The sequence below is a fragment of the Streptomyces sp. Isolate_45 genome (assembly GCF_024721315.2).
Lineage (GTDB): Bacteria > Actinomycetota > Actinomycetes > Streptomycetales > Streptomycetaceae > Streptomyces.
Map to the genome: position 1 here is coordinate 1 of NZ_JANFAK020000196.1, position 13,637 is coordinate 13,637.

The 13,637-nt window shown below is 70.1% G+C and carries 11 protein-coding genes and 2 pseudogenes; 5 read left to right on the top strand and 8 right to left on the bottom strand.

Translation table 11 applies throughout. The annotated features are described in order from the left end of the window. Window positions 1-648: 648 nt before the first annotated feature. Both NOD94_RS35920 and NOD94_RS35925 read left to right on the top strand, forming a co-directional pair. Window positions 649-2,817: a serine hydrolase gene (locus NOD94_RS35920; RefSeq protein ID WP_281210426.1), complete on the top strand. Its 2,169-nt coding sequence runs from the start codon at window positions 649-651 to the stop codon at window positions 2,815-2,817. Between the two features lie 335 nt (window positions 2,818-3,152). Next, window positions 3,153-3,371, top strand: a pseudogene (locus NOD94_RS35925) (VOC family protein); the annotation flags it as partial. Window positions 3,372-3,516: 145 nt separating this feature from the next. On the opposite strand, the gene NOD94_RS35930 reads toward NOD94_RS35925, so the two are convergent. The 3 genes and pseudogenes from NOD94_RS35930 to NOD94_RS35940 form a co-directional block, all read right to left on the bottom strand. Continuing rightward, window positions 3,517-4,509 (bottom strand): DUF4344 domain-containing metallopeptidase, encoded by a 993-nt coding sequence (locus tag NOD94_RS35930; RefSeq protein WP_281210427.1) that lies wholly within the window; start codon window positions 4,507-4,509, stop codon window positions 3,517-3,519. A 1,021-nt stretch (window positions 4,510-5,530) separates the two neighbouring features. Then, complete coding sequence (locus NOD94_RS35935) at window positions 5,531-6,160, bottom strand: hypothetical protein (protein ID WP_281210434.1); 630 nt, start codon at window positions 6,158-6,160, stop codon at window positions 5,531-5,533. Window positions 6,161-6,178: 18 nt separating this feature from the next. Further along, window positions 6,179-6,304 (bottom strand): annotated as a pseudogene (locus NOD94_RS35940) (IS701 family transposase); the annotation flags it as partial. Here NOD94_RS35940 and NOD94_RS35945 point away from each other — a divergent pair. Continuing rightward, window positions 6,279-6,527: a hypothetical protein gene (locus NOD94_RS35945; protein ID WP_281210435.1), complete on the top strand. Its 249-nt coding sequence runs from the start codon at window positions 6,279-6,281 to the stop codon at window positions 6,525-6,527. The pseudogene NOD94_RS35940 and the gene NOD94_RS35945 sit on opposite strands and share 26 nt — an antisense overlap. Here the strand turns inward: NOD94_RS35945 and NOD94_RS35950 are convergent. The 4 genes from NOD94_RS35950 to NOD94_RS35965 form a co-directional block, all read right to left on the bottom strand. Next, window positions 6,481-6,816 (bottom strand): hypothetical protein, encoded by a 336-nt coding sequence (locus tag NOD94_RS35950; RefSeq protein ID WP_281210436.1) that lies wholly within the window; start codon window positions 6,814-6,816, stop codon window positions 6,481-6,483. The two genes, NOD94_RS35945 and NOD94_RS35950, sit on opposite strands and share 47 nt — an antisense overlap. Before the next feature lie 77 nt (window positions 6,817-6,893). Then, a complete protein-coding gene (locus NOD94_RS35955; protein WP_281210428.1) occupies window positions 6,894-7,460 on the bottom strand; it encodes a DUF6817 domain-containing protein in 567 nt (188 codons plus the stop codon). 4 nt (window positions 7,461-7,464) lie between these two features. After that, window positions 7,465-7,746, bottom strand: coding sequence for a hypothetical protein (locus tag NOD94_RS35960; RefSeq protein WP_281210429.1), 282 nt, complete (start codon window positions 7,744-7,746; stop codon window positions 7,465-7,467). 303 nt (window positions 7,747-8,049) lie between these two features. Continuing rightward, window positions 8,050-8,466, bottom strand: a complete 417-nt coding sequence (locus tag NOD94_RS35965) for a DUF5958 family protein (RefSeq protein WP_281210430.1) — start codon at window positions 8,464-8,466, stop codon at window positions 8,050-8,052. Window positions 8,467-8,678: 212 nt separating this feature from the next. Between NOD94_RS35965 and NOD94_RS35970 the strand changes: the two genes are divergently transcribed. Continuing rightward, window positions 8,679-9,509, top strand: a complete 831-nt coding sequence (locus NOD94_RS35970) for a helix-turn-helix transcriptional regulator (RefSeq protein WP_281210431.1) — start codon at window positions 8,679-8,681, stop codon at window positions 9,507-9,509. Between the two features lie 57 nt (window positions 9,510-9,566). Then, window positions 9,567-10,613, top strand: a complete 1,047-nt coding sequence (locus tag NOD94_RS35975) for a methyltransferase (RefSeq protein ID WP_281210432.1) — start codon at window positions 9,567-9,569, stop codon at window positions 10,611-10,613. A gap of 1,018 nt (window positions 10,614-11,631) precedes the next feature. On the opposite strand, the gene NOD94_RS35980 is transcribed toward NOD94_RS35975, so the two are convergent. Continuing rightward, complete coding sequence (locus tag NOD94_RS35980; RefSeq protein ID WP_281210433.1) at window positions 11,632-12,177, bottom strand: hypothetical protein; 546 nt, start codon at window positions 12,175-12,177, stop codon at window positions 11,632-11,634. Between the last annotated feature and the right edge of the window lie 1,460 nt (window positions 12,178-13,637).

The following is a 13,637-nucleotide window of genomic DNA, read 5'->3' on the forward strand; positions in this document are numbered from 1 at the left end:
CCCCCCCCCCCCCCCCCCCCCCCCCCCCCCCCCCCCCCCCCCCCCCCCCCCCCCCCCCCCCCCCCCCCCGACAGGGTCACGCCCGTGAGCCTCCAGGAGTCGCTCGGCCCGGAGGGATCCTCCCGAGCGGGTCCCGCCCACCACCAGGTCCGGCGGGGTACGGCCGGGGCCGGCAGCGACCAAGGCACCTGCGGTGCTGCGGGTCGGCCGGCGGTTCGAGGTCGTACCCGTGCAGGGTCGGCCGGCCGTCGAACTCCCGTCCGAGGCGTGTCGCCCTCAGGGTCGGAGCGTGGGTCGGACCGCCGCATCCAGGCGGTGACGGCGGGGCGCGGAGGCGAATCGGCCGTCGCCTCGGGGCGGGAGAGCGAGCGTCATACGAAGGAGGCCGCGCCGGGGCGCGGTTCGACGAGCCCTTCACGCTCCGGCACCCGGCACACCGAGCCGCAGGGCCCGTTTGGCCTGCGTGACGGGCTGCGGACAGATGACGGCACGTCAAATCGGCGGAATGTGACCGAACCGTCACAGTCGCTGAGGGACGGAACGCGCAGGCCGTCGCGGACCTTTACGTCAACGGAGGGCCATTTGAAGGCCCTTGATGTCGCCGAAGAACCGGCGCGGGCCGGATGCAAGAGCAAGGTGGGGCGCGGGATGGACGCGGAGACGGTGGCGGGCGCGGGTGTGAAGGGGCGGAAGCCGGAGGAGGCTCCCGCCGTGGGGGAGAAGCACGAGGATCGAGGGTTCGACCCCAAACGACCGGTCACCCCCGCGGCGGACGCCGAGGCGCCGGACCCGGACCTGGAGACCGATGAATCGGAACCCATCTTCGAGGACGCTCCGGATGCGGATGCGGATGCGGATGCGGAATCGGAATCGGAATCGGATGAGCCGGCCGGGGTCGAGGGCGCGAAGGGTGACGAGGAGCCGATGGTGGAGCCCTCGCACAAGGGTGATGTTTCGGGAGGGAGAGAAGAAGCGACGGAATGCGCGTCGGAGACGTCGCCGAAGTCGGAGTCCGAGCGGGAGCCAGGGACCACGGGCGAGTCCGGTACGGAAACCGAACCGGAAGCCGTTTCCGGGCTGGGGTCGGATGCCGAACCGGAGGGCGCCGGATCGGAGGGCGACGAGCCGGAGGCGTCGGATGCCGCACCCGCGAGCGACGCCGACACCACCGCGGAGTCAGAGCCGGACGAGGAGACGGAACGGGACACCGATGAGCCCGCGGAACCCGAGAGGGTCGCGAAGGCCGATGAAGCCACCCCCGAGACTCCGGAGATCGCGGAGGAGTCCGAGGCCCCGAAGGGTGACATCGACGACGACGGCACCGCCGCCACCGTCGAGCACGACGCCGAGCACACGAGCGAGTTCCTCTCCCTCAAGGACCTCGCTCCGAAGCCCGCCCCGAAGCCCGAAGCCACGCGCGCCCCCGAGCCCGAGGCCAAACCCCGGCCTCAGCACCAGCTCCAGCCCCCTGCGGAGATGACGCGCGAGGCCCCCTTGCCTCCCCAGGAGTTGTTGGCCGAGCTGACCAACACCGTTCCCCCGCCGGAGACGCCGCGCCGTACCCTCACGCGTCGCGTCAAGGTGTGGACACCGATCGTGCTGCTGCTCGCCGCTTCGGCGGCCGGTGTGCAGTTGCTGCGTCCGCTGCCCGAGCCGCAGCTCGTCGGGGTTCGGGACGAGCACGTCGTCGACGGTACGACGACGCTTCCCTGGCCGGCGAAGGGGCAGGCCGCCGTGCGCGTCTCGGGCTCCGGGGACGTCGGCGTCTTCGGTGAGCAGAAGCCGGTGCCCACGGCCAGCGTGGCCAAGGTGATGACCGCGTACGTGGTCCTCAAGGGGCATCCGCTGCGCAAGAACGATTCCGGTCCGCGGATCGAGGTGGACGCCAAGACGGTGGCGGACGGCATGGCCGAGCACGAGTCCCGCATTCAGGGGCTGAAGCAGGGGTCGAAGTACAGCCAGTCGGACATGCTGAAGATGCTGATGATCCCATCGGGCAACAACATCGCCCGCCTGTTGGCCCGTTGGGACACAGGTTCCGACTCCGAGGCCGCGTTCGTCGCGAAGATGAACGCCGCCGCCAAGGAGCTCGGCATGAACGACACGACGTACACGGACCCCAGCGGTCTGGACGCCGGCACCGTCAGCACCGCCGCCGACCAGCTCAAGCTGGCCGAGGCGGTGATGAAGGAGGACGCGTTCCGCGCGGTCGTCGCCCTGCCCCAGGCCTCCATCGAGGGTCTGCCCGAGCCGCTCATCAACAACAACGGCAATCTGCTGCTCGCGGACGGCCTGAGCATCAAGGGCATCAAGACCGGTTCGAGCACCCCGGCGGGCGGAACGCTGATGTGGGCGGCGTACAAGACGGTCGGGGACCAGACCGCGCTGATCCTCGGCACGATGATGGACCAGCACGTGGACGGCCCGGACGAGGACGGGGCGAACAGCCTGCTCCTGGTGAAGGAGAACAGCCGCAAGGTGATCGAGGCCGTGCGGGCGGCCCTCGCCTCGACACCGGTCATCCGCAAGGGGCAGCTCGTGGGCCATGTCTCCGACGGCCTCGGCGGTTCGACGCCGCTCGTCGCGACGAACGACGTCGCGGCGAGCGGTGTCCCGGGCCAGCGGCTCCGTTTGACCCTCGGCACCGGCGCGAGCCCCGGGGGTGGTGCGAAGTCGCTGCCGCGCGAGGCGAAGGCGGGCGCCGTGGTGGGCGTGCTGACGGTCGGCGACGGCGCCGGGGCCAAGAGCGTGCCGGTCGCGTTCGGTTCGGCCCTCGTCGCGCCGTCGTTCACGGCGCGGATCACGCGCCTGTCCTGACCTGCCGACACCGAGCGCCCGCGCGGATCCTTCCCGCGCGGGCGCTCTCGCGTACGCCGGACGTCTGCGAGCCAGGCCGTGTCCGCCATGTCGGTCGATACTCAGTTCGTGGTGCGACGCGGCAGGCGCCGCGCCGCCCTCCAGTCCCAATGGATCGTCCGGAACAAGATCGGCGCGCATCCGGACACTCTGTTGACCAAGATCGCGGAGCGCAGGACCCGCAGTTCGGCACCCAGAAACGCTCAGTGGGCCCGCTCCCGCCTCGGCGCGAGATTCGCGAGGGGACCACGGCCGGGTCGTCGCATCGCGAGGGACCGTAGGAGAGGACGAGCCTGATGAGGTACACCGCGCCCGAGGGGTACACCAGCGTCGCACCGTGGGTGGTCACCGATGACACCGGTGCGCTGCTCGACTTCATCACTGCCGCGTTCGGTGGCGAGGAGATCGCACGGGTTCCGGTGGAGGACGGCACCATCGGCCATGGTGAGATCCGTGTCGGCGACACGGTGGTGCCGGCCTTCAAGCAACGATCCGACTGGCCGGTCATGCCCTCGCGCCCCACGGCGCCCGAACCACTGAGCCTTTCCGGGCTCGCGGTGTGGAGCGTTGCACACCGCCTCGGCGCCGATCCCGCGGTGGTCCCCGGAACCCTGCTGCACGACTACGCGTACGAGATCGACGGGGTAGGCGTCTTTGACCTCATTGACCGCTGCGGATCTCGTCGATGTGCTTCGCCAGAGCCTGTGTCTCCGCGACCAGCCGCCCGTGCGCCTTCTTCTGCTCCTCGGCACCCTGGGCCCTGAACGCCCCGCTGAAGTGGGGTTGGAGCTGGGTCCACCAGCCGTAGTCCAGCATGGCCCACGCCTGTGGGCAGAGGGGGGCGCGGGTCTTCGGGAGATAGCCGCTGTCGACCAGGGACTGCTGGTACTTCTTCGGGTCGCTGCCCTCCAGGTAGCACAGGAAGTTGAAGGCGCGCTGCTGGGTGACGGGGTGGTCGCTCGACATGCCCTCCAGGGTCGGCGTGCCTTCCTTGCGTGCGATCTCGTCGAAGAGGATCGCGGCGGCCAGCGACGGGCCCGCCCCGACCTCGTTGACGGTGTAGAAGGACGCGAAGCCGTCCGCCGCGTCCTCTTCGAGACCGAGGTTTGCCAGGAGGAGCTGGCGCTGCAGGGCATGGCCCATCTCGTGGCCGAAGATGAATTCGGTGGACAGCACGGTCAGGTCGTCGGTGTTGTACTCGGACGCGGGGAACGGGGCGGGCCGTTCGACGGTCTTCACGACGTCGGCGAGGGCCTTCTCGATCTCGGTCAGGAACGGTGGCGGGACGAAGATCGTCCTGCCGTCGGGCTGGGTGACGGGGTCGGTGACGCCTGGCGGCACGGCGGCGGTGACCTTCACGACCATGTCGTGCGGGAGGGTGAGTGATCTGTTCACCCAGTCGGCCGTACGCTCCAGCACGCGGGAGTTCCGGATCAGTGCCACGGCCTCCCGGTCCTCCGGCTTGACCGTTCGGGCCTCGTAGACGATGGTGACCCTGCCGGAGCGCGCCGCCTGGGGGCGGGGCCCTGCTCCAGGCCCCTGCCCGGCGTCGCGAGCGTCCCCGCCGCACCCGGTCGAGACGACCCCGGCGAAGAGCAGCACACCTGACAGGACGATGTGCGCCCTCTTCGAGCGACCGGCGGTGTTCGGCATCCTTGATCGGCTCCCGTCGCGTGTCCCCGCACTGATCCTCCGGCCGTCCGGAGGCGGGTGCCCGTCGAGTCGCCCGTACGGGGGACTGTTCGCCGTGTGGGCGACCTTCGGGAGGCCGCTGGGTTCGACCCGTTCGACAACCGCAGCATCAGCGATCCCCGACGAGGACGACCAGGACGTGCCGTCGCATTGAGCGAGATCATGCTCGCGCTCGACCCGCACCGCTTCCTGTTTCTGCCCGGCCCACGACCCAGGAGTGGCAGCCGACGCCGGCGCTGCCCGCGGTCCGTGCAAGCGCCGCAAGGAGACGCTCCACGACCGGCACCAGGGGATCGATAGCGGCACGGTGTTTTCAGCGACCAAGGCTTCTGCGGTGTTGAGGGTCGGCCGACTGTTCGAGGTCACACCCGTGCAGGGTCAGCCGGGCGCCGAACTCCTGTCCTTCGTGTCGCCCTCAGGGGCGGAGCGTGGGTCGGATCACTCACGCCGTTTCCTGTCCGAACGGTTCGGGTCGGCGGGCACCTGAGGTCGACGCCCTGCACGCCCGGGTGACGCCGCAGCCCGCGAAGTACGTGAAGGCGACGATCGAGTACTTCTTCTGCCCACGCCGTCCGCGAAGACGACCCGGCCGGCGACCCACCTGGTCCAGCGTGCGATGAACGACGGCAAGAAGATCGAGCTGATGATGCCTCTGCTTTTGTCCGGGCACCGGTAGGACGCCTTCGTCCCGGAGCTGGGCGAGGTGGGCGCGTGGTGTCGTTGCCAGTCCACTGTCCAGCCCTTCTGGCCGGGGTTCCAGGCCCGATCGAGGACGGGGTCATTGCCCAGCCCTCGGGGCGGCGGTTGTTGGTGAGCCACTTCCGACGGCCCGGTCGAGCACGGTGGCGTGCCGCGTCGCGCAGACCGTTCCGTGGAGGTCGTAGTGGGCCCGGGCCGCGGCGAGGTTCTCGGCGGACCCGGCGTCGGCGGTGTCCCACGCAATCCCGGGGGGTATCGCCCCTTGGCGTGATGATCGGCTTCGTCACCTGATGATCTGGTCCCCGTCAGGCACGTCCTCGACCGTGACAAGGCCGCGGGGCAGTCCAAGACCCCGCGACACCGCCTGGGCAATCCCGTTGAAGTCCGGGCCTTCCGGGATCGGCACCCGCTCCCCCTCGCCGTAGCTCTCCGGCGCTTTCACGAAGTAGCTCGGATGCCATGCGCCAACGGCCCCCCTGACCTCGATCGCGGCCACAGGGCGCCCACCGACGAGTTGCTTGAGCGCGCCCAGAATCTCATCGGAGCGCAGTTCACCCGGTACCCGAAACAGACTGGCGTGAGCACCGGCGAGGCCGCCGCTCCTCAACCGCACGGTCACGGTGAGGCAGCTGGTGACGCTCGGATAGGTGATCACGCCCCCGGATGCGACCTCTTTGACCTGCCCTTCCGTGACCGTCGCGCCGGCGGGTGCCTCCAGGCTGCTCGCCGCGCGCGGCCCTGCGTAGGTGGGCTCGTACGGGGAGATACCGGCGGCTGCACTGGGTGGGGTGAGGGTCGCGGCGCCGACAAGGGCAACTGCGAGGGTCGCGGTGACGCGCTTGAATTCGATCACAACCTTCGCAACGATCGCGAGGTGCGGCAGGTGCCCGGACGCGGCCAACTGTCGCTCCACTTCGGCGGCACGACAAGCCCAGTCGTGGCCGCGCGGGCCATGGGCGCCGTCGCCGCAGGAACGACGTTTCCACTTCGGCCGAGGCAGGGCGGGGAACAGGTCGTGGACGGGATGGTGCATGGCCCAGCGTGAGACGACGGTGTCATCGAATGCCGGCGGCTCGGCATCGGTCGCGGGGGAGCCCGAGACGAAGCCGGAGGAGTTCACCGCGGCGAAGAGCCTGGGGGTCGTCAAGTCGATGATCCTCGGCGACGAGGAGGGCGGCTTCGGCCCGCTGGTCCGCAAGTACTACGGCGACACCACCGCGAAGTTCCCCAAGATCAACCGCTTCGGTCGAGCGCGTCCGGCGCCGTCGAACACGACCTGACCGGGACGGGGTGCGAGCGCGGCGGAGTCCGCACCCCGAGGCCGACATACACGGTCAGCGTGGCAACGGCGACGAGCTCGGGCAAAGCGAGAGCGAAGGTGCCCTCCACGATCACCAGCGGAGCTGCGCCGTGCTCGGCGAGCACGGCCTTGATGCGGAAGCTGTACAGGGCGAGCGGGTCGCTGAAGTCGACAACCCGACCCGGACCGTCGAAGCGGGGCACGTTGGGGGCCAGGCCCGGGTCGGTGTGATGGCAGGTACCGAGGTGGACCGGAGCGGTGCCGGGCACCGTGGCCGCGAGGGCCCGGGCCAGGGCGGTCTTGGCTGTGAGGTGCGGCAGGCGGTGGCGGCCGGTGTCCGCGCAGGTCAGCCGAGCACGGTGGTCACATCGCGGCGGGCCGCCTCTGACAGCAGGGGGGACCAGCGGGTGAACAGTTCGAGCAGACCGTCCCCGTTGCGTTCGCGGAAGGACGCGTTCACCTTTGCCAGGTCCAGTTCGTTGGCTGCCGTGAGTTCGGCGAAGTCGCGGCGCTGCTGAGGGGACGGAGTGAACTCCGCGCCCGTGAACCGGTCCCGGAAGACCACCGACGCGTCGTCCGGTGAGGCGAGGCCGGGGTAGGTGGCCTTGCGGTCGCAGCTTGCGTAGAAGTAGACGAGCTCCTCGGCCTCCTTGCCGATCGCCTCGGTGAGGCGTGCCCGTTCGGAAAGGTCCAGGAGTACCAGGGGCAGCCCGTCGGTGCCGTAGAAGGCGTGGCACAGTGCCGCGGTCTGGAGCGCCGGCCGTCCGCCCCAGGCGGCCACCAGTGCCTCGACGCGCAGCAGGTGGGTCAGGAGCGTACCTCCTGAGTGCTTGGTGGTCTGCGCGCCCGTCTCCTTGAGCAGGGCGATCGCCGGTGAGTCGGTGTGTGCGTGCTTGTCCTCGGTGTGCGTCATGCGCTCATGATGACGAGGCCCGCGCATCCGGCGCCGGGCGTGATCGGTATGCGGACACCGTGCGGCCGTCCACAGGTGGCAAACCGTACGACCGGCGTCGGAAACGGCCGCGGTCGTGCAGCGAAACGGTCTGGTCCGCGTTCTCGCGCACCGGGTGCATGCCGATCTCGGCGACGTCGAGGGGGCGGCCGAGCCGTTCGCCCAGCGCACGGGCGATCAGGGAGGGCACCGGTGCCTTGGGGGCCATGCCACGGCGGGTCCAGTTCACGACACTCGTACTGCTCATGTCTGATCACCGGGCGTACGGCCCGGAGGGTCGCTCCGACTACGAGCCGGCCGAACCGGACGCCGACGGGGGCTTCGGCCGGTTCGTGTGGCGGGGCGACTTTCCCTGACTCGCGTACAGCGAGGACCGCCCGGAGTCTTCCGTGTGGCGGTCGACGCCAGGGCGGAAGGCTCACCCGCCGCGAACAACGCGAATTACCGTCGCACTACAGGCAGGACGGCCCGGCAACCTCATTCCGGGTGGCGCTGGCTCCCTTGGCCAAGGGAGCGGCCCGCCCGCAGAAGGCCACACAACTCTTGATGATCACGCGGTGGCCGTACCCGGATCGGCTCCGCTCGCCAGCCGATGCCAGGCGTGATTACACACTCGGACGCAGAATCGCTCCCGACGACGGTCGTCCGCGACCCCCAGTAGCGCGACCAACAGGCGAAAGGACTTCACGCGTTCGTCCTGCGGCAGAGCAATGATCTTTGGCAGCTGCACGTTCGGCTGCCCCCGCGTGATCAGCACCGCCGGGGTATGTGTCGGCCGAAGGCCGGCGCGTCGCACGCTTTCGGGCCCGTCCTCCTCCGTCGCGGCGGCTTGGATGCAGTACTCGCGTAGATCTTGCAGGACCTCGAACCGGGTCTCAGCCGGCAGAGCTTCGAACCACTCGACACCCTGCTCGATCGGCCGCAACTCCTGCGCGAGCATGTTCAACATGACCGTGCGCTCGTCCATCTGTCATCCTCTGCGATTCGGCTGAGGCGAGTCGCCCCCGTGGGCCGTCGAACCAGATCGCGAAGTATGACCGGAGCATCAAGCCCCGTGCCCGCGCTTCGCGGAGGCAGACCACCGAGCCGCCCGAAGGCTCACCGGTTCACCAGGACCGCAGAGCGGCCGCGGAACTTTCGTCCAAGACAAGGGCCCGCGATGTCAGCGAGTCTGGGGGCATGCCCAGAGACGACGCGGGGGACACACCCCCGGAGCGCACTGCTGACGACTGCTGGGAGGTCGCCCGCCCTCTGGGCGGAACCTCTCTCGCCGGCGTACGGATGGCCGGGTTCAGGGACCTTACGGGCAGCGGGCTGGACATGCGGGTGCTGCCGCAGCCCGCCGTGATCGTCGTCATCGGGCTCGGAGCCGGCCCGGTCACGGTGGAGAACGCCTCCGGGCATCGGGCACTGAGGGGTCTCGTCGCCTCCCTGTCGCCAGGTCCGGCCCGTATCCGCGGCGAGGGCGTCGAATGCGTCGAGGTGGCATTGTCACCCCGAGCCGCCTACGCCCTGCTGGGCGTTTCCCCGCTCGAACTGGACGGCTCCATCACCGGACTCGAGGACCTCTGGGGGCGGCACGCCCGGTTGCTGCGAGAACAGTTGGCCGACACCGCGTCCTGGCAGGAACGCCTCGCGCTCACGGACGGATTCCTCAGACGGAGGGCCGCGGGAGCCCCACCCATGGCGGCCGAGGTCGCCGCAGCCTGGGACGCCATCGTGGCCGGCCGGGGCCGAGTGCGGGTCGGCGACCTCGCCGCGTCCTGCGGATGGAGCCGCAAGAGACTCTGGGCCAGGTTCAGCTCCCAGGTCGGCCTGACCCCCAAGCGCGCCGCCATGCTGGTCCGCTTCGACCACGCCGCCCGGGCGCTCCTCGCCGGCGAGCGCGCCGGCGACGTTGCCGCGGCATGTGGATATGCCGACCAGCCCCATCTTCACCGTGACGTCCAGGCCCTCGCCGGGTGCACGCCCGGTGCACTGGCCGGCCTGACCGCGTCCACCGAGCCCTGACTGTCAGTACCCAGACCGGTCGGTGATCGGTCGAATCGAAGGAAGGAAGCAAGACCTGTGATGAACACTGAGGTCCGAGCGGCACAGACCCCGGCAGGCCGGGAGCTCGTCGTCCGGCTCGCGTTCGGGAGCATGGCCGCCCACACCCTGCGCGCGGCGGTCCGCCTGGACGTCGTGGAACTGATCGGAGACGGGCCGCGCACAGCGGCCGAGGTGGCCGCCGGAGCCGGGACCGCGCACCAGCCCATGACACGCCTGCTGCGCGCCTTGAGCGCCCTCGGCCTGCTCGCGGAACACACCCCCGACACGTTCTCGGTAACCCCGGCGGGCGCGCTCCTCGGCACCGGCCACCCCGCCTCCCTCGCGTCGTTCGTCCGCATGTTCACCGATCCGGCGATCGTGCGCGCCTGGGAGCACCTGGACAGCAGTGTCCGTACGGGGGAGATCGCGTTCGATTCCGTCTTCGGCACGGACTTCTTCAGCCATCTCGCCCGACACCCCGCGCTCTCCACGGACTTCAACGCGGCAATGAGCCAGGTCGCCTCCGAGACCGCCGCCGTGCTGCCGCGCGCCTACGACTTCAGCCGGTTCGCCTCGGTCACGGACGTCGGCGGAGGCAGCGGCACCCTCCTGGCCGCCGTCCTCGAAACGCACCCGGGTCTCGCCGGCGTCGTCTTCGATACCGCCGACGGCATCGCGCAGGCCGCGGAGACACTGGCGCGGCACGGACTGGAGGGACGCTGCTCCCTCATGGCCGGGGACTTCTTCCAGTCGGTTCCGCGGGGCTCGGACGTGTACCTCCTGAAGAGCGTCCTGCACGACTGGACCGACGCCCAAGCGGTCACGATCCTGCGCCACTGCCGCGAGGTGCTGCCGCCTGGTGGCGTCGTTCTGATCGTGGAGCCCGTACTTCCCGAGGTCGTCGGAGCGGAGGGCGAGGGAACCTACCTGAGCGACCTCAACATGATGGTGAACGTCGGCGGCAGGGAACGCACCCGCGCGGACTTCGAGGAGGTGTGCCGCCGGGCGGCCCTGCGCGTCACGTCGGTCACCCCGCTCGCGGAAGCCGCCCCGTATTTCCTGATCGAGGTCATGGCCGGCTGACCACGGTCCGCGCGCCGAGCACTTGGTGAAAGCGGCGCGGGTGGTGCGGGCTTCAGCCCGCAGTGCAACTCCGAGGCCGGCGTCCAGATGCCCGTGAGGGGCTTGGGGGGCCGACGGCGATGCCGATGCGGGGCGCTGGGACCCGGGTCGGGCATCCGCGAGGGGCCCCAAGATCGCCGCTGCACGCCCGCATTCTTGATGGCCCGCTTCGGCGGCTGGAGCCCTTACCGCCGAAAGCCCGCTGAACACACCCGCCTCGACCGGATTCCCGGGATTCCTGCGGAGCCGGCCCGGTGATCGTTAGGGTCATACCCAGTCCGCGCCGGCATGGGGCGCGGGTCAGGACCGGTACCCAGAGCGCTCTGGACTACGCCGGGACCGCCCTCGGCCCCTGGCGTCCCCATCCGTGCGGGATGCCGGGGGTCGCGTCCCGCCCCAGGGCCCCCTGTCGCCGGACCGCGAGCCCTGAGGCAGCGCTCCCAGCCTGCCCTGCCGCTTCACAGTGCGCGGTGTCCGTCGTTGGGCACGGGTGAGCGACAACAACTCCCGCGCCGACAACGTCCAGCCCTACGGTCGGCCGTAGGGGCTGACACCGCCCCGCCGGCTGTCTCCGACTCCGACTCCGACCGGCCCCCCGTCGAATCGGCACCCACCCACACCGCCGAACTCGGGGTGTCGGGCTTGACGCGTGCACCCGGCCAGGTTGCACTATCGGGAATCCCGTTCGGCGCGTCAGCCGTAGTTCGGGAACCACGAACAGGCCGGATCTCGGCTCGCCTCGGGCCGGTGCGGCGCGCACCGCGAGGCCCTCGGATCGCCGTGACGCCACCGACGTAGGGCTTTGAGGTTGGTTCGACCTGGCCCCGCCCTTGACCAAAGGTTCCTCAGCCGGTGCCGGCTGGGTAAGACCCGGTTGCGCGTTCGGGCGATCAAGTTGAACTCTCCCACGACCAACGCAGGGCGTGGGTTGGCACGCCCTGCGTTGGGGCCTCCTGAGGTGTCGTCGATAGCGTCCGGGTCAGGTGCCGGCTTCGCAATGCAGCGTCACCGTGAACACCGCCGACGAGACGCCCTGCTCCGATCCCTGCCGGGGGACCAGGAGTTGGGCCTTCACTGTGGGTCGGGGTTCCGCGGGGTTCGCGCGGGCGGGGGCGTTGACGACGAAGGCAGGGGTTTTGGTGCTCGGGCCGGTGAACTTCATCATGGGCTCGGACCGCTTACCGGTGTCCGAGCTGACCCACACGACCTTGATGTCACCGGTACCCGTGCCGCTGAGCGTGCCCTCGAACGTCACGGGAGTCGCCTGGCTGCAATTGACCGTAGGGGTGTTCGGTTTGGTCGCGACCAGGTCGGCGTCGGCGATGTTGACGCTTACAGGTGCGGGCGCATCCTTGCACGTGACGTTGGAGCCGCGACCACCGTTGCGTGGTTTGACGTTGTAGGTTCCATCGCGCAGGTTTTTCGCGTTGAGGTTGCCCTGCGCGTCGACCTGAGCGGGCGACGTCTTACCGCCGGTCCGGCTGATGGTGATCCTTTGGTTCGACGGGAAGCCGCTGATCACCACGTTGACATTGGGTGAGGAGCCGCCCACGGGTTGCAGTTGGCATGCCGGGGCGGCAGGGGCTTGCACGGTCGAAGGAGCGGCTTGGGCCGCCATAGTTGGGGGCAGGGCCATCGCGGAGGCCAGGAGTGGGACGACCAGTGCACAACGATGTTGCCGATTCATGTGCTCTCCCTCCATGGCAGAGATGCTGCCGGGGTGTGTGGGAAATCAGGGATCGGGCTCGCCATGGCGGGTGACGCGAGTGCGTCGCGGCAAGAGGGGGCGCGGCCAGCCGGCCGGACGGGCCTGAATCAACCCTCGATGTCGACTGTCGGCTAGCGCGGACGGGGCTGACGGGCCGTCGTAACGACCTGCGGCGGCCTCGCGCCATGGGGCTCCTTTTCCGAGAATACCTGCCGTTGCCCGGGGCGGCTCGTCAAGAGCACCCCAGGGCCGCCGAGCCATGGTCCGACGTAGATCGCAGATCGCAGATCGCAGACCGGCGATCCGTCCGGCCGGACGCCGGGCCGGCCCTGCCCCCTCCCGCATCCCCAAGCCGTCTCCTCCGCCCTACCCGTACCCCACCCAGGGGGATGACCCGACCCGGCCGCAGCGGGACCACCCCACCACAGGCGGCCGCTCGCCCCGCCGCCAAGGGCTGCGTGCCGTCTACCTGGGGTGGAATGTGACGGGTCGGTGTACGGGATGAGTCCGCACCTGCCAGAGGGGGCTCGAAAACGGGCCTCAATCGGCCTCCAACTGACCCGCTTCCGCTGGGTCGTCCGAGTCCGTGCCGGTGTGGGTGCGTGGACCAGGTTTCGGCCGCAGCATCACCACGCGCTTCCCCCGGGGTTCCGCCAACGGCGGCTCGGTGATGAGGGTGTAGCCGCCGCCCACTGGTTCAGGGTGTCCGCGAACTCCATGGCAACGCGATCCTGCTATCCGACCGCAGCCAGCCAGCCAGCCAGCCAGCCAGCCAGCTGGCCAGGCCGAGTGCGAGGCCGACCGTCCCTCAAATCGAATGACCTTCGATGACGGGCCGTGGCGCGGTCGTCGCATGTCCGATGACACTGCTTATCCCGTCTTCCGTACTCCTGACGTCGCACTCGCTCCGAGCACTGCGCGCCGCCTCATGGCGTTCGGCCGCTTGGAGTAATCCGAGGTTTCCGTGTGCGCCAAGATCGGGTCGGCCGCGGAGGCGCGGCGTGTCGCGAAGGCGCTGCCTGCGGGGTGGTTCCGGGGGAGTGGGAGGGCTGGAGTTCGAGGGGGTGCCGTGGGAGGACCAGCCCGCGCTGGTCGTCGGCGTTCAGGGCCCCGATCTGCCGTCCGACCCGTCTGCGTACGAGGGGCGCCGCCGGTGGAGTGCGAGCTGCTCGACCTGCCGGTCGGCAGCATCGAGGACGCCTTCACGGCGGCGATCGAATCGAATGTGGGCGAGATCAACTGGGAGAACCTGTCGTGGCCGGACGCGCCCGAGTTGG

Coding starts and splice junctions, on each gene's coding strand:
- NOD94_RS35920 (WP_281210426.1), top strand. CDS start 649: ATGGACGCGGAGACGGTGGCGGGCGCGGGTGTGAAGGGGCGGAAGCCG.
- NOD94_RS35930 (WP_281210427.1), bottom strand. CDS start 4,509: ATGCCGAACACCGCCGGTCGCTCGAAGAGGGCGCACATCGTCCTGTCA.
- NOD94_RS35945 (WP_281210435.1), top strand. CDS start 6,279: ATGGCCCAGCGTGAGACGACGGTGTCATCGAATGCCGGCGGCTCGGCA.
- NOD94_RS35955 (WP_281210428.1), bottom strand. CDS start 7,460: ATGACGCACACCGAGGACAAGCACGCACACACCGACTCACCGGCGATC.
- NOD94_RS35960 (WP_281210429.1), bottom strand. CDS start 7,746: ATGAGCAGTACGAGTGTCGTGAACTGGACCCGCCGTGGCATGGCCCCC.
- NOD94_RS35965 (WP_281210430.1), bottom strand. CDS start 8,466: ATGGACGAGCGCACGGTCATGTTGAACATGCTCGCGCAGGAGTTGCGG.
- NOD94_RS35970 (WP_281210431.1), top strand. CDS start 8,679: ATGCCCAGAGACGACGCGGGGGACACACCCCCGGAGCGCACTGCTGAC.